Origin of the sequence: Bacillus sp. FDAARGOS_1420, assembly GCF_019344915.1 — a bacterium.
Lineage (GTDB): Bacteria > Bacillota > Bacilli > Bacillales > Bacillaceae_G > Bacillus_A > Bacillus_A mycoides.
On record NZ_JAHWJB010000002.1, the window covers coordinates 2,554,854 to 2,575,602 of the forward strand.

General features: G+C 35.0%; 20 protein-coding genes, 3 pseudogenes and 1 riboswitch. Of the genes and pseudogenes, 5 read left to right on the top strand and 18 right to left on the bottom strand.

Features of this window, described 5'->3' with window-relative positions:
- Window positions 1-33 precede the first annotated feature (33 nt).
- Window positions 34-2,949 (bottom strand): collagenase ColA, encoded by a 2,916-nt coding sequence (gene colA / locus I6L50_RS23335; RefSeq protein WP_219303264.1) that lies wholly within the window; start codon window positions 2,947-2,949, stop codon window positions 34-36.
- Between the two features lie 203 nt (window positions 2,950-3,152).
- Window positions 3,153-3,830 carry an MgtC/SapB family protein gene (locus I6L50_RS23340; RefSeq protein ID WP_219303265.1) on the bottom strand — a complete coding sequence of 226 codons (678 nt, stop codon included), beginning with the start codon at window positions 3,828-3,830 and terminating at the stop codon, window positions 3,153-3,155.
- A 313-nt stretch (window positions 3,831-4,143) separates the two neighbouring features.
- On the opposite strand from I6L50_RS23340, the gene I6L50_RS23345 reads away from it, so the two are divergent.
- Window positions 4,144-4,662 carry a GNAT family N-acetyltransferase gene (locus I6L50_RS23345; RefSeq protein WP_219303266.1) on the top strand — a complete coding sequence of 173 codons (519 nt, stop codon included), beginning with the start codon at window positions 4,144-4,146 and terminating at the stop codon, window positions 4,660-4,662.
- A 407-nt stretch (window positions 4,663-5,069) separates the two neighbouring features.
- Here I6L50_RS23345 and I6L50_RS23350 read toward each other — a convergent pair.
- The 8 genes and pseudogenes from I6L50_RS23350 to I6L50_RS23385 all read right to left on the bottom strand — a co-directional run.
- Window positions 5,070-5,921: pseudogene (locus tag I6L50_RS23350) on the bottom strand (transposase); the annotation flags it as partial.
- 42 nt (window positions 5,922-5,963) lie between these two features.
- Window positions 5,964-6,152, bottom strand: coding sequence for a hypothetical protein (locus I6L50_RS23355; RefSeq protein ID WP_000183240.1), 189 nt, complete (start codon window positions 6,150-6,152; stop codon window positions 5,964-5,966).
- A gap of 326 nt (window positions 6,153-6,478) precedes the next feature.
- Window positions 6,479-6,781 (bottom strand): hypothetical protein, encoded by a 303-nt coding sequence (locus tag I6L50_RS23360; RefSeq protein WP_000717614.1) that lies wholly within the window; start codon window positions 6,779-6,781, stop codon window positions 6,479-6,481.
- Window positions 6,782-7,150: 369 nt separating this feature from the next.
- Window positions 7,151-8,059 (bottom strand): VOC family protein, encoded by a 909-nt coding sequence (locus I6L50_RS23365; protein ID WP_219303267.1) that lies wholly within the window; start codon window positions 8,057-8,059, stop codon window positions 7,151-7,153.
- Window positions 8,060-8,134: 75 nt separating this feature from the next.
- A complete protein-coding gene (locus I6L50_RS23370) occupies window positions 8,135-8,926 on the bottom strand; it encodes an amino acid ABC transporter substrate-binding protein (protein WP_219303268.1) in 792 nt (263 codons plus the stop codon).
- An 11-nt stretch (window positions 8,927-8,937) separates the two neighbouring features.
- Window positions 8,938-9,699, bottom strand: a complete 762-nt coding sequence (locus tag I6L50_RS23375; protein ID WP_033716462.1) for an amino acid ABC transporter ATP-binding protein — start codon at window positions 9,697-9,699, stop codon at window positions 8,938-8,940.
- A 19-nt stretch (window positions 9,700-9,718) separates the two neighbouring features.
- Window positions 9,719-10,387 carry an amino acid ABC transporter permease gene (locus tag I6L50_RS23380; RefSeq protein ID WP_002137653.1) on the bottom strand — a complete coding sequence of 223 codons (669 nt, stop codon included), beginning with the start codon at window positions 10,385-10,387 and terminating at the stop codon, window positions 9,719-9,721.
- Window positions 10,388-10,457: 70 nt separating this feature from the next.
- Window positions 10,458-10,564, bottom strand: a riboswitch (SAM riboswitch).
- Window positions 10,565-10,801: 237 nt separating this feature from the next.
- On the bottom strand, window positions 10,802-11,713 hold the full coding sequence (locus I6L50_RS23385; RefSeq protein ID WP_002137655.1) for a VanW family protein: 912 nt from the start codon (window positions 11,711-11,713) through the stop codon (window positions 10,802-10,804).
- Between the two features lie 466 nt (window positions 11,714-12,179).
- Between I6L50_RS23385 and I6L50_RS23390 the strand changes: the two genes are divergently transcribed.
- On the top strand, window positions 12,180-12,506 hold the full coding sequence (locus I6L50_RS23390; protein ID WP_002137656.1) for a hypothetical protein: 327 nt from the start codon (window positions 12,180-12,182) through the stop codon (window positions 12,504-12,506).
- Window positions 12,507-12,621: 115 nt separating this feature from the next.
- Window positions 12,622-13,719 carry a DUF3900 domain-containing protein gene (locus I6L50_RS23395; RefSeq protein ID WP_219303269.1) on the top strand — a complete coding sequence of 366 codons (1,098 nt, stop codon included), beginning with the start codon at window positions 12,622-12,624 and terminating at the stop codon, window positions 13,717-13,719.
- 50 nt (window positions 13,720-13,769) lie between these two features.
- Here I6L50_RS23395 and I6L50_RS23400 read toward each other — a convergent pair whose 3' ends face one another.
- Window positions 13,770-13,916, bottom strand: a complete 147-nt coding sequence (locus I6L50_RS23400; RefSeq protein ID WP_219303760.1) for a hypothetical protein — start codon at window positions 13,914-13,916, stop codon at window positions 13,770-13,772.
- Between the two features lie 32 nt (window positions 13,917-13,948).
- Window positions 13,949-14,614: pseudogene (locus tag I6L50_RS23405) on the bottom strand (LbetaH domain-containing protein).
- Window positions 14,615-14,687: 73 nt separating this feature from the next.
- On the opposite strand from I6L50_RS23405, the pseudogene I6L50_RS36025 reads away from it, so the two are divergent.
- Window positions 14,688-14,804 (top strand): annotated as a pseudogene (locus I6L50_RS36025) (DUF3900 domain-containing protein); the annotation flags it as partial.
- Window positions 14,805-15,093: 289 nt separating this feature from the next.
- Here I6L50_RS36025 and I6L50_RS23410 read toward each other — a convergent pair.
- The 5 genes from I6L50_RS23410 to I6L50_RS23430 form a co-directional block, all read right to left on the bottom strand.
- Window positions 15,094-15,441, bottom strand: coding sequence for a hypothetical protein (locus I6L50_RS23410; protein WP_219303270.1), 348 nt, complete (start codon window positions 15,439-15,441; stop codon window positions 15,094-15,096).
- A gap of 341 nt (window positions 15,442-15,782) precedes the next feature.
- Complete coding sequence (locus tag I6L50_RS23415) at window positions 15,783-16,628, bottom strand: exonuclease (RefSeq protein WP_219303271.1); 846 nt, start codon at window positions 16,626-16,628, stop codon at window positions 15,783-15,785.
- Window positions 16,629-16,817: 189 nt separating this feature from the next.
- On the bottom strand, window positions 16,818-17,018 hold the full coding sequence (gene cspB / locus I6L50_RS23420; RefSeq protein ID WP_001179147.1) for a cold shock-like protein CspB: 201 nt from the start codon (window positions 17,016-17,018) through the stop codon (window positions 16,818-16,820).
- A gap of 136 nt (window positions 17,019-17,154) precedes the next feature.
- Window positions 17,155-18,135: a WD40/YVTN/BNR-like repeat-containing protein gene (locus tag I6L50_RS23425; RefSeq protein WP_016096383.1), complete on the bottom strand. Its 981-nt coding sequence runs from the start codon at window positions 18,133-18,135 to the stop codon at window positions 17,155-17,157.
- Between the two features lie 16 nt (window positions 18,136-18,151).
- The gene (locus I6L50_RS23430) at window positions 18,152-18,595 is read right to left on the bottom strand and encodes a flavodoxin (protein ID WP_001062757.1); all 444 of its coding nucleotides are present in this window, start codon (window positions 18,593-18,595) and stop codon (window positions 18,152-18,154) included.
- A gap of 315 nt (window positions 18,596-18,910) precedes the next feature.
- Between I6L50_RS23430 and I6L50_RS23435 the strand changes: the two genes are divergently transcribed.
- Window positions 18,911-20,008, top strand: coding sequence for a phosphodiester glycosidase family protein (locus I6L50_RS23435; protein ID WP_219303272.1), 1,098 nt, complete (start codon window positions 18,911-18,913; stop codon window positions 20,006-20,008).
- A 39-nt stretch (window positions 20,009-20,047) separates the two neighbouring features.
- Here I6L50_RS23435 and I6L50_RS23440 read toward each other — a convergent pair whose 3' ends face one another.
- Complete coding sequence (locus I6L50_RS23440) at window positions 20,048-20,668, bottom strand: acetate uptake transporter (RefSeq protein WP_000070943.1); 621 nt, start codon at window positions 20,666-20,668, stop codon at window positions 20,048-20,050.
- Between the last annotated feature and the right edge of the window lie 81 nt (window positions 20,669-20,749).

A 20,749-nucleotide genomic window follows, 5' to 3' on the forward strand; every position in this document is an offset into this window, starting at 1 on the left:
AAAAAGGATCGCCATGAATGGCGACCCTTTTTTTCACTTCACTTCTACCGTATAATTCCCTGTTCCACCACCATACTGGTATACATGTAAATAGTACTTCCCTGGATACGTATAGTAACTACCTACTAATTTATTTCCTTGTTGCTGTGCATACGTAACATAATTATTTAAATCTGCTTCTGAATAAAGAACCCAGTTTACTCCGATATTATTTTCCTTCGTTACATTAATTTGAAGATTTTTCGCAGTTTCTATATTTATTTCAAAGTAATCACTCGTATCACCGTTTCCTAAACTAGCACGTAAAACTTGATTTAACTGCAGTTTATTTGCCGTTTGGAATGAATTATTTGGCTCTTTTTCTACACTGTTATCTTCTTTCTTTTGAACCGTTACACTTGTTGTAGCAGTATTAGTTAATCCTTTATCGTCTGTTACTGTTAATTTCGCCGTATACGTTCCTTCTTTTGTATATACGTGAGTTGGATTTTGCTCATTACTTACCGCACCATCACCGAACTCCCAGTTATAAGAAGCAATTTTCCCATCTTCATCTTTTGATCCATCGCTTTTAAACGAGATTGCTTCATTCGTATGTCCGCTATACGGACCATTTATAACCGCGACCGGCGCTTTATTCACAGCACCTTCTTCTGTATTAATACCGTGGAACACAACATCATATTCAAATTGCCCTGATGCATTTACACGGTAATTCACGAAGTAAGCTGTTACTGTTTTATAGCCTGTCCATTCTTTTGCACTTAAACGTTTTAACGTATCATTAACGTTTTGCGTAATTGTTTTCCAGTCTTCATATTCTCCTTTTGCAGAAGTTCCTGTATATGTTCCTTGCAGTGTAAATGTATTAAAGAATTGTGATTTATTTTTCTTTACTGATACATTACTTAATTTTGCTTCCGCTGTAATTTCTGCGGCAATATCTGAAACTGGTTTCGGTGCATGAGTTGCTAAATAATCATCTGACACTAACGGAACATTATATTTCTCACGATTGTCTACTAACATTTGCATATAGTCTTGATACTCTTTATTTAAATTCGCATCTTTACTTAAAGCAGAGCGGTATGCATCATATGCTGTTACATCATTTTTCCTAATAAGATCATGAACTTTATCAAACATATCGTATCTCTTATTGTACATATACAATTGTAAAGCAAAGGAATAATTATAGAAATCCCACGTTCCATACTTTGCATTTAACGTTCGCTCTGCCGTATAACGTTCTGCTGGATTCGAAGATAGTCCTCCTATAATACTCTTTCTTGGAACGACATTGTCCGTTCTCGTTGCACCTGCAAAAAACTCAGCATTCCCTTCTTCAAACCAAGATAATCTCTCATTCTCATACATCTTACCTTGCCCCCAAAGTCCTGGCACTTCATATCTACCTTGTAAATAATGAGTGAACTCATGTCGGAACAATTCTTCTAAACTATAAATACTTTCTTGTGGCGTACGTTCATAAGTAAAGAACGTACCTGTTCCTTCTATATAAAGACCGCCGTTATTCGTTTCATATCCGTACAATTGACGGTTAAATTGGTATTCAGCTGGGCTATTATAAATAACCATCGTTAATACATCATCTGGATTTCCTTTTTCTAACGGTTGGTCACTTTCAACCGTACGATGGAATTGTGCCTTCACTTCTTTTGCTGCCCAATATAAACGTTTAACTTTCTCCTCAGTCACTTTATCTCCGGCTTTTAAAACAATTGCACCATCATCAAACGTATACGTTTTCGGCAAATACTTTTTCTTCCCATCTTCTCGTATTTGATCTAAATTAACAACGTTACCGTTTGCATCTTTCCCGCCATAATTCGTCGTAATTTGCTCAGCTGCTACGAAATATTGCTCACCTAAATAAGGATAAATTTTCATCGCGTCTGTTACAACTTGTAATCCTTTCGTCCCTGTACTATGGAATGTGCCGAGTCTACCTGTATAATAAATGCCATTATTAATAAGCCATCCGTTTTTCTCTGTAATCGTTCCCATTAACGCAAATCTACTTAACTCATTAATATAACTATCTATTTTTTGGTACCATACTGTATCTTTCGGTACTTTTCTCGTATCGTACAAATACGATTGAATATCATAATCGACACCTTGCATAATATCGTAAATCGCATTTCCAGCTGAAAGATTATCTACCAATGTAGAAAAATTATCATTATATTGCTTAAAAATCTTTGCAGCCGATGTTACCGTTTCCACATCACTCGAAGCATTTCCTATTAATTTTCCGTATGATGATACAACTTTATTTTGTTCCAATGTACCGAGCTTGAAATTTGGATTGTTCGCAATCGTTTTTAACGCCGGCAAGCACTTGTCATGATAGCTCCGCTCATTAAGTTTACTTAATTCTGCATTATAAAAACCTAAATAAAATCCAGAGCGCAATACCTCTACTAATGTCTCAACCCCTTTTGAATCATCCTTCGTATAAGCTTGTCCTTGCTGCTTCAATTTATCAATAATTGCCTGCATCCTACTATCATTTTGATAGAATGCAAGACTGTCCTTATTAAACTGAAATAGCCCCGTAATTTGCTCCCAATCGATTGTTACAAGTAAATCTACTAATTGTTGATTGCTTAATTGATTTAATTCAGCAATTGTATAAGTTTTCGCTACAGCTAATTGCTTACTTTCCTTTTTTACTTCCGGTGGTCTTTGCGATAAATCAGCAAATTGTAGCCTTTTCTCAAAAGACTTGCTTTCTAATACTTTCGATGAATGAGCTAATTCTTCCATGGGCAGTTGTACACCAATCGGCTCCATTTTTAGCACATTTCGATATGAAACTTGCTCTCCCTTAGTATCTTCCGCCAATATGCTTCCTTGAAAACTCCCTAACATTAAACTAGCAAAACTTACCCCTACTAAAACTTTTTTTGAATAGCCTTTCATGCTCTCCCCTACCTTACATTTTTTAGTGTCCCGCTCCATTATTTTACTATTCTGACTATTTATTCTGTATTGAGAAAAAAGAAGGGAACGTTCACACATGTATCCATTCAAATTGAAATTAACACTTGACTTCACATGTGATTTATGTCAAAAAAGGATAGATAATAGCGAAATTCCTGCTACATCTATCCTCTATTTCAACACTATGATTTTAACTTTATAAACGTAATTTCCGGCAATGTTTGCATATGCTGAATAAATGCATTCTTTTCTTCTGACGATATATTTTTCAATTGCATTCCTACCTTATAAACTATTTCTGTATCTTGCTGTAAAGCTTCCACTTCATATGAAAGTATTGGAATACCTTTCACTCGTAGCGTCTCTACTATTTGTTGTACCGCTTCGTGTTTATTTATACACATTTGCACTGTTATATTTTGCGGAAATAAAAATTGCACCTTAAAAATACGACTTACAATCTCTAAACCAATCAAAACGAGAATCATCGCTCCAATCCCTACAACATACATACCTGCTCCAATTGCTAACCCTATTCCTGCTGTAGCCCATAAACCAGCCGCTGTCGTTAATCCTTTCACTGCCTGCTTTTGAATAATGATTGTACCTGCACCTAAAAATCCAACTCCACTAACAACTTGCGCTGCAATCCGGCTCGGATCAAGAGCCATATGTTCTTCAATCACAATATCCGAAAAAGCATATTTCGAAACGACCATTATTAAAGCACTCCCTACGGCTACTAGGAAATGTGTTTTTAATCCAGCTTCTTTTGAGCGAATTTCCCTTTCAATACCGATTATCGCCCCTAACAAACCAGCAACACCGATTCGTATAATAAAATCAATATGTAAGCTCACAAGCACTTCCCCCTTTTATTCATTATAGAGAGATAAAACAAAAATTATCACATGCATCTACCCATCGATATAAAAGCATTTTATTAAAATACATTTAATATCCCAGTGATTTTATGTTAATATTTTAAATATTAACATAAATAAAACATCCTACTTCTCATACAAAAAACCTTTAAAGTTCAACGTCTAACTTATTTTCAGTTAAAAATGGCATATGAGTTGCGTGAAATGAGGTTGAGAAAGTCAGAAAACGCTTTCATTTTATATCATAATTTTTGTGGAAAAAAACATAAATAAAAGGAGCTTACTAACAATGAACATCTCTTTACTTACACCTACTACCGATTTACAAGAAGAATACTTAGATTTTTATAACGAATGGAAAGATAGCGGTGAAGCGATGATTCCATTCGTTATTTCAAAAAATCCTTCTAATTTCACGGCAATGATTCAAGAATTACACGACGCACATAACGGAATAAATATTCCTGAAACTTGGGTACCAGATTCTACTTATTGGCTTGTTACAAATGAAAATAAAATTGTAGGAGTTGTTAATATTCGTCATAGTTTGACGGAGCATTTATTTAATGCTGGAGGCCATATCGGTTATGGTATTCGCCCTTCTGAAAGAAGAAAAGGTTATGCTACAAAGTTACTAGAGTTATCATTAGAAAAAACGAAAGAATTAAACATCACGAAAGCACTTGTCGTTTGTGACGAAGTGAATACGGCTTCTGAGAAAACGATTTTACATAACGGCGGTCTCCGGGATGAAGATTACACTGAAGAAGATGGGAATGTTGTGAGAAGGTATTGGATTGAGCTCTAAATAATCAAAAACAAGCCAGAAAGTGAATCCCTTATCAAGACCTAAATTGAAAAAAAGTTGATAAATTAAAGGACATAACATATTTTATATAACTAATATGTTATGTCCTTTCTTCTTCAATTAACTGTAAAAAGACAATAAAGCTATTAAATTTTAAAGACTAAAACAAGCATAACCCCGTTCTAAATTTAGGACGGGGTTAAAATATAGTTGTTTAATTTTCGATATAAGATACTTCACTGTACTCGAAAATATAACAATAAAGTCGTTTAAAAATCTAAGGTTTATTCAACAATAGTGCCCTTTAAGGGGTCCTGCCGACAAAACGCGGAAATTATACGCTAAGAAAGATTTTGAAAGAAAAACCCTTGATTTGTCTACGCTAAGCAGAAAATCAAGGGCTTCATTTATGTTCTAAGGGGGCGTAATGATCGAATAGAATGGGAACTGTTAATATCGAATTTATATTGACCTAAGAAATTTATATGCTCCCAACCTAAAGGTGAAATATGGGCAAGTAAAGACTCCTGATGTTTTCCTACTTCCATCATATGCTCAATCGCTCGGGATAAATATACGGTATTCCAAATGCTAATTGCATTTATAATAAGATTTAATGCACTGGCACGCTGTAATTGGTCTTGCAGTGCACGCTCTCGAAGTTCACCATGTTTTCCAAAGAAAATAGCTCTTGCTAAGGCATTCATTGCTTCTCCTTTATTTAATCCCTTTTGAATGCGCCGGCGTAACGTTTCACTAGAAATATAGTCTAAAATAAATAAAGTTTTTTCAACTCGTCCCATTTCTCTTATCGCTTTTGCAAGACTATTCTGCCTAGAATAAGAACCAATCTTCCCCATAATAAGAGACGCAGACGCTGTTCCTTCCCGAACGGAATGTGCTAACCTTAACACATCATCGTAATTCTCTTGAATGACTTTTTTATGAATCCTTCCGCGTAACAATTTCTCCATATCAGGATATTGTTCAGGCTTTTCAAATGTGTAGAGTTTCGAGTCCAAAATATCTCTTAATCTTGGGGCAAAGCGATACCCTAGCAAATGAGTAAGACCGAATACTTGATCTGTATATCCAGCTGTATCAGTATAATGCTCTTCAATATGTAAATCTGTTTCGTGATGTAGTAAACCATCAATGACATGAACGGCATCCCTAGCATTCGTATTAATCACTTTTGTATAAAAGCTAGAGAATTGATCACTCACAAAGCGATAAATGGTAGCACCTTTACCTGCTCCTCCATATTATTGTATTATCTTACTTTGAAAAAATAATTATTATTAACAGTATTTATGAAGATATTCTGTGTAATGCTGCATTTCGCTACAACTGCTACTGTTACCTGCCATACAACCTGCAATAGAGATAGGTAACAATTTACTATACAAGGAACAAAATTGACCTGCTCCTCCATTAGATAGCGACGTTTCCATTTCTTCATCTGCTAGTTTACGCAATAAATTAGTCATTACTTTCTCCTCCATTTAGTGATTTAACTATCTTTATTATTCAGAGCTAAAACTCAAAGAGAAAGCCCTTACATTGTTTGTAACATTATTCACTTTAATATGTTAATTATTTTTTGTTGTCTTGTTAGTTAAAGGGGTACTTAGTACAAAAAATAACCGTAGATAGTAGCACGAACACTGTTCTTGTTATAATTAATTTTTTTCAGAACGTCTATAATCCTCTTTTAAAAAATATATGTAAATATAATAAAAAACGAATGATTAATAGAAATATTCTACGCCACTCGTTTTTTATCGGACTTCTTTTTACTGTACTTTTATTTTCTTTATGAGTTATTAGAAAAATAATTGTCTATATAAGTCTTTATTTTTTCAAAATCCTTTTCCATAAATAAGATTGCTGGTACTTCAATTATTGGAAGATTATTTTCATTATCAAAAGGTGGACACGGTTTGGGAACTACCAAATAGTCAACTGAGTTTTTATCCCTAATATAATTAATTGAAACATCATAATACTTAGAAAAATATTCCTTCAAATCATCCTGATTCCTTAAAAATGGTAGAGAAAATATTGAACCATAATTTATACCAGCGTCGACAATTAATACAAAGCATATTTTTTTCATGATACACCCTCCTCGTATAATAAGTTTTAAGTTAATAACTGTTCCTTGAAAATTAAATAGTTTTTATCTTCAAGAGCTACATCAAAAAAATGATGTATGGGTAAAATTTAGTCTTGGATACTGGGGGATTTCCCTAGATAATGGAAGTATGGAAATGGATCCATCGGGAACATGCTTACTCCTCCTATAGTTCGACCACGTTAAAAGACTGTGACCCAGACCAAAATGCACTGCATACGCACAAGCTGTATCGGTTTCCTTCACTTACCTCTCATAGTGGTGGGAGATTAACTGCTCATAAACACCCGATTGGTGAAGGCTAATAATCAGTGGGGGATGAACAAAACCCCCACTAATTAAAGTTTCACTTTATACTGCTTCTATTTCAAACTGCACTGTAATACCACTTGGATCTACTACAGTAAATCCATTTGTAGTTTCATTTATTTCATGTTGTTTTTCTATTAATCTTTCTTTCACTTCATCTAACGCTTCTTTATGCGGTAGTACTATCGTATACACTTTTAGTCCCGTTGCATGTGCTGATGGATGTGGATTATTTACCCCGTTCCACGTATTTGCACCAATATGGTGATGATAGCCTCCTGCCGAAATGAATAAGCAATCATCTTCACGCTGTTGTACTTCAAAACCTACTGTATCTACATAAAACTCATGTGACTTCTCCACATCAGCTATTCGTAAATGTACGTGTCCAACCACCGTTTCGGCTGGTAAGCCATCAAACTCATAATCAACGAGCACTGCTAGTTCTTTTAAATCAAGTGGCGTACTTCCTCCTGGCCCTTCTCCCCACTGATCACGCGGACGGTCTGCATATATTTCGATACCATTACCCTCTAAGTCTTGTAAATAAAATGCCTCACTATACGTATGATCACTTGCGCTATTAAACCTTGAAATTGGTAAAATTTCATTTGAATATGTATAACGCCCTTCTTGCTCAGCCGGACTATCAATTACCTTTTTATTGCGAATAACACCAAATAGTGCCGAAGCAAAAGCTTCACGAGTCGGAACTAAAAAGGCAACGTGATATATACCCGTCGTACTCGGTTCTTGTAGCGCTGCATCTTCCAACTGCTCAAGAACAAGTAACGTATTCTTACCACCCTTTCCAGCTAAGTGTGCTTTGTTCTCCTCTTGTTTAATTACTTCTAATCCTACTACATTTTCATAGAAGGCAATTTGACGCTCTAGATCTTTTACTTTAAATGCAACATGACCAATACGTGTTTTCGGATGAATTTGTACCATGAATAACTTCCTCTCCAGTTCCCTTTAGTTTTTTATGTAAGTTGATAGGCAATAGGCCCATTCAACGAATACACCTTAATTTTGTTTTTTTGTAGCATCAACTTTTAGCCATTTTTTCGATATGTCACTTAATGTTCCATCTTGCTCTAATTCTTTTAACGCCTTATTTATATCTTCTAACTTTTCACTCTTTTTTGCAAATGGAAATGCAATCTCTCCCCATTCAAGTGGGCCAAATCCAACTTTGATATTATCTAGTTTCGCCTTTGTTATTGTTGTTTCCACTTGAACTTTATCATTATAATAAGCATCGACGCGTCCAAAGCCTACTTCGTTCAATTCCGCCGTTGGGTCCTCTGAGTACGTTTTAATCGTAAAAGCATTATTTTTATTTAAAGCTTTTAACTCTTGCTCTCCTGCTGTACCAAGTCCAACACCTACAGTCTTTCCTTTTAGATCCTCTAGCGATTTAATTGTATTATTATTTTTCTTCACCGCAAAAACAGAACCTGAATACACATACGGGATCGAAAAGTCATATTTCTTTTTTCTTTCCGGAGAAACGGATAATTCATTTGCAATCGTATCAATACGGCCTGAATCTAATAAACCGAATAATCCTTCAAAATCAGAAACATTCCATTCTACTTTATATCCAGCTTTCTTAGCAGCCGCTTCAATAATTTCAGCATCAAAACCTTTTACTTTCTCACCTTCTTTAAATATAAATGGGCTACGACCTGCAGAAGTCCCAACTTTCACTACTTTTCCATCTGTCTTTTTACTTGCTGCATTAGAACCACATGCAGACAAAGCTCCAACTGATAGTGTTAATGCTAATGTTAGTAATAATGACGATTTTCTCATAACTCTTCCTCCTAAATAACGAAATGATTTCCTTCTTCAGATGCATTTAATTGCCGTAAAAACTTTTTCGTACGTTCATTTTGTGGGTTTCGAAAAATCTCTTCTGGCGTTCCCTGCTCTACGACAATTCCATCAGCCATAAAAATAACGCGATCAGCCACCTCTTTTGCAAAATTCATTTCATGTGTAACAATAACCATCGTTATATGTTGTCTTGCCAAATCTTTAATAACTTGTAATACCTCATTAACTAATTCTGGATCAAGTGCTGAAGTCGGTTCATCAAACAATAATACAGCTGGATTTAGAGCCATTGCCCTAGCAATCCCTACCCTTTGCTGTTGTCCACCTGATAACATTGCCGGATAAAAATCTTCTTTATCAGCTAAGCCTACTTGTTTTAATATTTCTCTCGCTATTCCATTTGCCTCTTCTTCACTTTTTTTCTGTACAACCGTTAATGCTGTTGTAATATTTTGCAATGCTGTTTTATTTTTAAATAAATTATAGTTTTGAAAAACCATAGCTGTTTTTTGACGTAATTTTATGATTTCTTTTTGATAAAGTTTCTTCGTATGAATCTCTAAATCTTCAATTCTAATACTGCCATCATCCGGTTGTTCTAATAAATTTAAACATCGTAGTAATGTCGATTTCCCTGAACCAGAAGGTCCAATAATTACTACCACTTCCCCTTTTTTGACAGTAAGTGAGATTCCTTTCAGCACTTCATTATGTTTGTAAGATTTATACAATTTTTTTAACTCAATCACATATATCACCTCACTTCTCTTATAAATACGGTGCATCAAGTTTCTTCTCCAACCTTTTCTGTCCCCAGCTGATTACGATTGTAATAATCCAATACACAATCGCTACCGCTAAATAGCTTTCCATATAACGATACGATTGTGCCGCCAGCATTTTCGCTTGTGCCAATATTTCAGCCACTCCAAGTGCAAAAGATAACGAAGATTCTTTTAACAATCCAACAAAATTATTTCCAAGTGACGGCACTGCTACACGAATAGCCTGCGGAAAGATAATTTGTCGCATCGCTTGCGCTTTTGTCATTCCAACTGATAAACAAGCATCCATTTGCCCTGATTCCACAGCATTCAATGAACCTCGAATGATCTCTGACAAATAAGCAGCATTATTTAAACTGAGACCAATTAAAGTTGCTTGCATAGCTGTAAGTACTGTAAAAGCCGGAGATATTTGTGGCAATCCGAAATACAACACAAACAATTGAACCAATAACGGTGTTCCTCTAAAGAAAGAGATATACACCCTTGCAATTGGATATAAAAATTTCGTTTTGTTTTTTGTTATGATTGCCAAGCCAATCCCTATAAAGAAAGAAATAATCATGGAAACAACAGTAATCCCTAAAGTTATGTATACATACTTAAATAATTGCGGAAAACTTTCTAAAAAATACGTTACATCAAATTTCATTTTCTCCCCCCTCTCTAAACAAAAAAACTCTTCTTACACATATAAGAAGAGTTGAATGTTAATCCATTTCCCCCCATCTTCCAAACGCCTCATACGTTTGCTGGAATTAGCACAGTACTTTTGTAGCCTGTTGCTGAGATTTCATCGGGCCAGTCCCTCCATCTCTCTTGATAAGAAAACTAATAAATTTTTCCATTTATTAAGTTGTTATTATGAAGAATACAGCCATTTTAAAACAATGTCAATAGGAAAACTAAGAATTAAACTCAACCCTTTTTCGAACATACTAGTAATACATCAATTTACTATTCTTAATAAACTGTACACAAAAGCCATCTCCTCTGAAATTCAGAAGAGATGGCTTCAATTATAGAAACTATAAATATTTTACTTTATTATCCTTTAACTACATATTTATTTCATCTTATGTACTTCAGCAACTAACTTTCCGCCTTGAATGCCCATATAAAGCTTAACAGGAGCATCATTCGTATTTTCAAATACTAAGTCTAAATATGGATAAGCAATTGTAGCATCTCTTCCCTGCGGGACATAACCTACTGTTTTAGAATGTGTAGTTCTATCTACCATTTTCAAACCAGCTTGATCTGCTGCATTGTATAGCGTTGATGATGTTTGACAAACGCCACCACCATAACCATCTACTAATTTACCATCCACAATTTCTTTTCCTAATTGATACCCTTTATCTGGTGTTGTATCACCGATTAATGCATTGAAAGAGAAACGGTCTCCCTTCGCTAAAACAACCCCATTTATGCTCGCGGCAGACAAACGAATATTTTCAACTCTACCACCTGCTGAGCCACCTAAATTCGTTTCATATCTACCAATTACAGTACCACTTCCTTGAGCATCACTAAGTGTTGCAACCGGTTTTTTCTCCACAATTGGTAACTGATAAGAAGAATCCCACATACCCACATTTAATAATTTAGCCACTAATTCTTTTTCCATTAACTCATAAGCAGGCTTTCCTTCTTGCCACGTTCCATCAGGTGCCAAACGGGAAGGTACCATCTTTTTATCGACACTTTTACCAACTTCACTAGCAACCTTCGTTACCGCTGCTTTGAATTTCGCTTCATCTTCAAAATAACCTAAGCTCGATAAATCTAATTTTTTCACCTCAGTACCAGTACGCCCATCCACTAAGCTAATTGAATCCTGTACATCAGCCTTAGCCTCTACAACGTTCCCTCCAAAATCACTTACTAATGCCACATCACTTACTTTTGTTCCACAACCACTTACTACAGCTACGCATAGCACCCCTACTAATATACCCTTTATTTTTCGGAACAATATACTCTCTCCTTTTCCCCAACATTATTTCTTATGTATTATTTCATTTTTATGTATCTTTTGTTACAATCATTTTACAATATATTTAGAAAATGTTACAAGTTGTTTTTTACTCTATTAAAATTACTCTTTTCTTTTGTAAATGTCTATACATATTTATATAAATTTTCGAGTTTGATAAGATTGTAACTTTTATGCAACCTATCCTCATCCAGTATATACCATTTAACAGATAAAATACAAATGTAAAACTCTTTCATTTCACCTCTTTATTCACCTGCATGCTTTAGAAACCGTAATACCGATTTTTCATATGTGATCATTATTAAACAACTTAAACCGAGCTTTTATAGGTAAAAACAATCATTCGCTTCAGTGTATATAGGTATTTTCCGTGCCACTACTCCGCTTTTGCACATACATTATGGTGAATTTAACCTATTATAAAGAAATGGAGGATTTTTTTATGTATCCCTACAACCCTTATGATTCATATAACCAATATGGTTACCAACCTCAGTATGATTTACAGGCACAATACCAACAATATATAGATCAAACAGAGCAAATTAATCCATATGATCCAAATCGCCAATTTCAACTTCCAATCTCTTTTCCTGGTGCTGGAAACCGTCAATTAGAAAGACGAGTAAATGAGCTCGAGCAAAGAGTACGTCAACTAGAAAACACAGTTGAGCGTCATACACGTAGATTAAATCGCTTAAATCAGCGTTTACGTACAGTAGAAAACAGGCTAAACATTCCATTTTCAGCATTAGAAGACGGATTTTAATTTCGAAAATAACAAATATATAAGGAAGGGACTCCCCCTTCCTTATATAAATTGACGAAAGTTTTTTCCATCTCTATACTGATAAGAGTTAATGAAATGAAACAAGGTGATAAATATGGATTTTGAAATAAATTTTCTTTCCTTTTATGTAGTACAAGTAGAAGGAAAAGGTGAAGCAGTTGATAAGCGCTATAAACATTTTCAAACATTAGACGCTGAAGAGTATGAAGATAGCTCTTTAAAAGAATTTTTGAATGGTGAATTATTAAAAATTTCAAAGCGAAAAGTAGAACGTCACGCAAAAACAGAACAAGCCCCAACGAAGATTGGTCGCTTTATTGTAGAAGAAGGGCATGAACTCGATTCAAACCCTCATTACAACTTATTTAATCGTATTCGCTTTGCAGAAACAAAAGAAAACTTCAAAGATATGAGCGAACCTCTCGTTTATACATACCTTGACACAAGCGCTGTACGTGGTGGTGTGTTTTTAATCGCTCAAGCAAAACTACGCAAATACTTTGATGATCCATTCGTATTCGTAATGAAATGTGACTTCGAACCAAAGGTTGCTTCCATTTCTGATGAATCAACACTTATTCGTAACGTTGAAATGGCCATCACAACAAAGAATATGAAATCTATTCAGTACCCATACATGCCTGAAGAAGGTATGGTGGAGCCTGGCGAACTAAAAATACACCAAGCATCACACGCCCGCTACTTTGAAGACTTCTTAAAATTCGTCGAATACGAACGCTCCATGCCTGAAATTATGAAAACACAAGTAATGGACATGGTATACGACCAAATTGAAGATGTATTTGAAGAAGGTACTGAAGAACGCGAACAATTCGACCAAGCGATGGAAGTATGGGCTGCCAGTCCGAAACGCGAAATTATGGAACAATTTTCAACCGAAGAAGTAATGGAAGCTACTGCTCAAATCGTCGAGCACGCCCCTGAAGTAGAAGTAGAATTAAAGTTAAAAGCAGATCATATCTCTGTAAAGGCGTTGCTTGCTGATTTTGGAGACCTAATACATATCGCAAAGGTAAACGACCGCTATGTATTAATGATTGAGGCTGACACACTTACGTTTGAAAAAGGCTTCTCTCCGATTGAGTTTCTGAAGCCGGATGAGTTGCAAGACGTAATTGAGCGGATTGAGAATAAGCAACAGTATAGCTATGGATCAGGAGAAATTGAATAGAATAATGTAAAAAAGACAATGATGGGTTAAATTCCATCATTGTCTTTTTATTATCGAAAACATTTCGTATCAAGAACATGCGCTGTAACGTGTCCGTCTTGTATATCTGTTAATGTTATATTGTATGATCCGGCATTTTTTTCAAATGAAGCACCATCTCTCAATGGATACGAGTCTTTTAAACCACTCTCATGCATAATAAACACTTCATCTCAAAAACTGCTAATTTTTAATGATTGTACGGCATTCCGCAAGAACAACGATGCGAACCGAATAATAAGTTATAGGAAGCAGGAAATTCTTGATTTACACGTTGTACTTCTCGTGCAAATTCTTCTTCGTCTTTTGGTACTCGAATGAGCGCATCTGCTTTTTCTTGTGTATCTATATTGGCTCCAGGCGGCACAAACCTGTTCGTCGCAACACGCACACCGTTTGTTACTACTGCATTATATGAAATAAACGTTCCTTCTCCAATAATCGCATTATACACAATTGATTTAAAACCGACGCACACCTTATTCCCTATATAACAAGGACCGTGAATGAGAGCGCCATGCGCAACACTTACTTTTTTTCCAATATAGATGGAATACTTTTTATCATCAACAGAAACAAATTTATTCAATAAACCATGTAAGATAACTCCGTCTTGCAGATTTGTGTTTGAACTAATATAGAATGGAGTTCCTTCATCCGCACGAACGCTTACATTAGGAGCTACATATACATTATCTTTAATTCTCACATCTCCTATTACACTAGAAAACGGACTTATAAAAGCTGTTTTATCAATTTAGGGATAACGTTTAACCCGATTAAATGAGGTGATGGGATTGGGGCTGATGAAGGGAGCAAACGAATGATTATGGCTCCTACAATTTCTTTTCGTCAAGAAAACATCTCCTTTAAAATCATATATACAGTATTTTATGTACGCCCTGCTATTTTGGAGACAAGTAGTTAAAAGTATTGAGAAAGGATTCTCTTATATTGAGCTTCTGAGGCAAGATGAATTACAAGATGTGATTAAGCGAATTGAGAATAAACAGCAGTATTCTTATGATCCGAATGGGATTGAATAAATGCTTCCATATACCTATTTTTACTGAGCTCTATTAACAAGCGCTCTTTTATTTGGGACATAGTTGACATTTATATTAAAAACCGATTCTACTAAGAATCGGTTTTTCTTCTTTATAACAAATATGCTTATTTTTAAAAAATATTTTTGCTCCAAGATGACATTTCTTGTAGAATCAAGCATATTTCCATGAGAGACATCTACTTCAATATTTCTAGTTGACCAAGTCCTTCTATAAGTTTTTGGTGTTTTTCCTTTTAGTCATTATGTATGTTGTTAAAATGAAAATTTCACTTTACTACCTCAAATTTATTGTATTCGTAAAAAGATAATTGAAAACGATATTCCGGATGCTCTCTCAACCAATCGTAGGCTTCTTCTAAAATATCCATTTTATTTTGCACGTCATTAAGTTCACTACATTCGTTCCTTTTCTGTTTACATAGAGGACAGAACCCACCCACTATCTCGGCATTCATCGCACGAATCGTTTTACTTTCTAAGTCAACTACTAGACGAAGAATAAGAGAATGCTCCGCTTTTGTAGTCACCATCATTTCAGCAATTCCATCCTCATTCCAAAAGACACCATTTAATTCCATCTGTACGGTGACATCTTTGATTTCCAAGTCTATCACTATCACACCTCCCTTGTATAAGACTCTTACCTTACTCTTCGATTTTAATCTTTAATACACCACGAGTTAAAGATATATTAAGCTTTTTCCAATTCTTCTTCTTTGCTATGAAAGGAAGTGTAATTAGTGCAAATAGTGTGGTAAATATTATCAAAAAAACTAAAATGGTTAAAATGTTAAAGATTGCTTCCATTAAACTACACTCTTTTCTATGTATATCCGTACTAAAAACAACAAAATATTCCATTAACAATACAGGACAAGCCGTGAATTTTCCAACTAAACTTCAGCAACTTAATCCTAAAGTCTAGTTGTACATATGAATAAAATAAATTTTATTACTAACTTCCTTCTACTACTTTCTCCATCTCAGCCAAATACCTAAGCTGCCGCTCCGCTTTTCTCACCGCAGTAGGAAAGTGTTTTTTCAGAAGTTCTACTGCTGATTCACTTATATAATATCTTTCCGTTATACTTTCCCACGTGTCACTGCTTTCAAATGCACTCCATACAAAAGGACGCTCTGTATTTTTTCTCAGTTCTTTAAACACCCATTTCCGCATCCTTTTTTTCGCTTTTTCTGTTAGTTTTCCGTTCTTTACAAGTTCAAGCTCACCATGTCTCTTGTATCGCTTGTTAATATCTCTCTCGCCATATACTTTCAGAAAGATATTTGCTGTATTCTCAGCATCTGCTAAAGCCCGGTGCTGCTTCCCTTCCCATGTTAAGCCGAGCTGATCCACTGCAAATTGTAAACTTGGTGTATGCTCAAATAATTCTTCATACGCCTGAAAAACAAATTTTTGCACATCAAATCTGCTCTCTTTTTCCATACATGGGCATTCTACACCGTATAATGTACAATCTTGAGATAGAAAACGGTAATCTTCTTTTCCCCATGAAATAAATATAGAATCTTCTCCGATGAACTGAATAAATTTCTCTATAATTTGAGGGAAATTCCCTACACCTATTAAATCTTTCTTTGTAATTCCAGTTAATTTTGTTGTATGACGAGTTAATGGGGCACTTGGTTTTACTAACTCTGAAAATTCTCCAATAACCTTCATTGTACTCACATCTATTTTTACAGCTCCAATATCAACTATTTCTGACGGATCTTCTGATTTATACGGCCTAAAATTCCTTTCAATATCAAACACAATGAAGTGTGTAGCGTTTTTCAATTTATTTACCTCTTTCTAAATTCCTTTTCACACACATACTTTATTTTCAGTATTTATTTATTAATGCACTTTATGCATGAAAAACTTCACATAAAAATCAAAAATTCAGTCTTATTATTACATGTACATAGGAGGATATTCAATAAAAACGCAAAAAAAAAAGAAGGGCAAGCCCTTCTTTTTTCATAATTACTTCTTGTTTACGTTTGTAGCTTGAGGTCCACGGTTACCTTGTTCTACTTCGAAAGTAACTTCTTGACCTTCTTCTAAAGATTTGAATCCGTCGCCTTGGATAGCTGAGAAATGAACGAATACGTCTTCTCCGCCTTCAACCTCGATGAAACCGAAACCTTTTTCTGCGTTAAACCATTTTACTTTACCGTTTTGCATTTAAAAAATCCTCCTACAATGTACCTATATGTACATATTCATTTTCAACCACTTTACAATAATACATCATATATTAAAAAACTGCAACCCCAGAGGAGATTTAACATTGCTATCCTCCTCGGAAGTTACAGCTCATTTAAATCTCTATATTATTAAAAGTAAAATGGTTTAAAGTAACTATATCATACCAATATAATAAAAGTAAAGTTTTTTTAAAGTTATACAGCTTTTTTTTCCACTGCATCGCTTTTAATTCACCTGATCCAGCTACAACATAGCCTTCTTTTTCATTAACAATGCGCCAACCATGCCCTTTAACCGAATCACATACTGTAACAATTCCTTCTTCAAGAAGCACACGGCAAACAGTGCTAATTCCCGCCTTATTTTGCGTTGACGTTGTATATAACACATGTTGATCCACACTTAAATCTAAATAACTACTCGCTTTTTGTTCACTTTGACATGTATGCCAACCTATTTTATCACTTTCGATACTCTCATCTATTCTGCAAAAAGAAATATTTCCGCTAATTCCCTTGCACGATCCACTTGCCGCTACTAAATAGGAATTATGTATAGTCAACGCAGAAATCATCTGATTCATCGCTATTTTAATCCTTTTTAATTTACGTGTCTCTAAATCAAAAAGCCAAACACCACCATATTTAGTATGTATTTTCGTACCGATAAATAAGTAATGTTTATATAAAAATAATGATCGAATAGATGGTGCCTCACTACCGTAATTAAGAAATGGCTGAATAGTCTCCCATGTGGAACCAAAATTATTAGAATGATACAGTGTTTTATCTCCATGAGCAATTACTGTTCCATTCTCATTACTACATACATTCCAGCTCGTTGCTTTCGTTGGAAAGCGCTGGATCGTCCACGTTTCTCCACCATTCATACTACGAATAAAAACTCCTTCGTCCCCTACTCCGTAAACTACGTTACCTTCACTATGTAAATCTCGAATTCGTTTTTGGAAACCAGTTAAAGCCTGTTTCCATTCTCCATCTTTTTCAATGAATAAACCATTATATGTAGTAGCTAACAAAAGCTTTCCATCTCTTAACTTTGTAATAGCAGTTGCACTTAACATTGTTTCCACGTTGACACTCCCGTTCCTAGAACTTCTCGGCAAAAGCAATTGCAAAATCACTGCATTTTTCAACGTCTTCTTTATCTTCTGGAGCTAATTCAATTTTCAATCCTTCTTGTACAAGTTCTGCCCCGCATTTTACAAGACGTTCTTCAAATATCGTTACCGCTTCACAAAACAGCTCATACGCCGTATCACCTGATCCAAAAACAGCCACTTTTTTACCCGTTAAATCTATATTTTCTAACTCATCATGGAAATCTTCCGCTTCAAATGGTAATTCACCATCACCCCACGTATAAGATCCTAAAATGATTCCATCATAAGCTAATAATTCTTCAGCATCCATACCTTCCATCTCTTGCAATACTACTTCGTGATCAAAGGCATCTAAACTTACTTTAATTAAGTCAGCAATACTCTCTGTATTCCCTGACATACTTGCATACGCTATTAAAATTTTCGCCACTTTGGCATCCCCCTCTTACAATAATTGATTCTCATTCTCATTATATTAATAATGAGAATCAATTTCAATTATTATTTTCATTCAATTTATATCCTTTTCATTTATGTTAAAAGAAATGGTACATCTGACTATTCCCTTTTCATTTTGAGTATTAACATTCATATTCATCTATTGCCAAATCTAGTTTCTCAACTTATTGTATATACATCCTTTCACATTTAATATGTTGCATATATAATGCGAAAGGCCATTTACACATTTCATTATTTTTAGGTAACAAACAATTTCGATCTTACAAAAAGAGGAGTCTTTCTAATGAAAAAATTTTTTATTAGACTTTTAAAAATATCATCCCTTTTGACAGCACTATTATTAACAGTGGGTGCCATTATTCTATTTGGCACTTCATACGGCCATAATTTACGTGTCATCGCAGCGGAAAGTATTTTAACGTCTCAACATCCGCAATACGCAAAAATTACATTACTGTCTGATAACGAGTTAAATGATATTTCTCAATCCATTACAAATCCAAAATGGAAAAATAGCGATTTTGCCAATACTAAACTTTCAAAACAAGAATTAGAGCGAAAGAAAAATGCACCATTAAACGTTTCGATTGAAACGATAAAGAAAAAATACAATGATCATTTTTTTGAAGGTAAATTAATGACTATTAGTAATCCATTAAATGTAAAGCTCGTTACACAACAAGGTTCAGAAGGGAAAGACGTTGGAGAAAAAATATATGTCATGGCAAAACGAAACCATGCACTTGCTGCTGTAAATGCTAGTGGGTTCTGGGATGAAACGGGGCATGGTGGTGGTAAAACAGGCATCGGTATTGTTATTGAAAACGGGAAAGTTATCAACACACCGCAAGACATTAATACCCCTACTCTCGTCAGTGGACTTACAAAATACGGACAAATGGTTTCAGGAGAGTTTTCTGCTAATCAACTGTTAAATAAGAATGTCGTTTCCGCTGCTGGCTTTATGCCTCAACTAATTGTAAATGGCGAAAAAATGATTACAAATGATGGCGGATGGGGCTATGGTCCCCGAAGTATTATGGCTCAGAAAAAAGATGGATCAATTATGTTTTTCATCATTGATGGAAGACAACCTCATAGTATCGGAGCTTCTTTAAGAGACTGCCAAGATATTCTTTATGAAAAAGGGGCCATAAATGCAATGGCAATGGACGGGGGCTCGTCAGCAACATTGTACGCAATGGGAGACATTTTAAACATCCCTTCAACCTTATCTCATAAATCACGCTATTTACCAAACGCCTGGGTTGTTACCTCGAACCCTAAGCAACAAGTTCATGTAACGATAGATGGCAGCCCAGCAAGCTCTCAAAAGATTTCCGAAATGACAGGATCTACTGCTGTAGCAATAAATAAATAAAAAAGAACAGATGACTATACAATCATCTGTTCTTTTTTATTACTTTTTAAAAATACCAAATGGTTTTCCAACTGGTAATACAACTTTTCCGAAGTGTGTATTTAACACGGCTGCTGCTGAACCATAGAAAGATAATAATGAAATACATAGTTCAGAATACGCTGCTAAATTATGCATTGCGTGCGGCATAACACCTAAAGTACTTAATGAAAGACCGATAAATAAGAAATCAATAAGGACGAAAATCATAAATAATACTTTATGTGTTTCCATTGCACCAATTGTCATAAAGATCGTGAAAATCAAGTATCCGATAAAGGCTACACCAAGCTGTTTTGAATCTGCAGTTTGGGCTAATTTTTCGCCAAATACTCCGAGTTGAATTAACCAAGTCATTCCAACACCTAACCAAAATAGGCCGTACGCACCAAATGCTGTTGTACCGAACGTATTGTTATGCTTTGCATCGTGAATGCATGCAAAGATTTGTGCAAATCCTCCTAAAAAGATTGCCCATGGTAATACAAGTGAAACGCCATCTGTTAAGCCTAACTTTTGAGATGATGCTACAAGTGTTACCATCGCTAATCCAAATAGACCAATTCCAGATGGATCTGCTGTTGTCATTTTCACATGATGTGTAGTAGTTTGATTGCTCATATAAACCTCCTGATTATAAACATACTCGAATACAATACTTAAATCAGAAGGCTATGTCAATGGTTTTTTTTGTATGTTGTC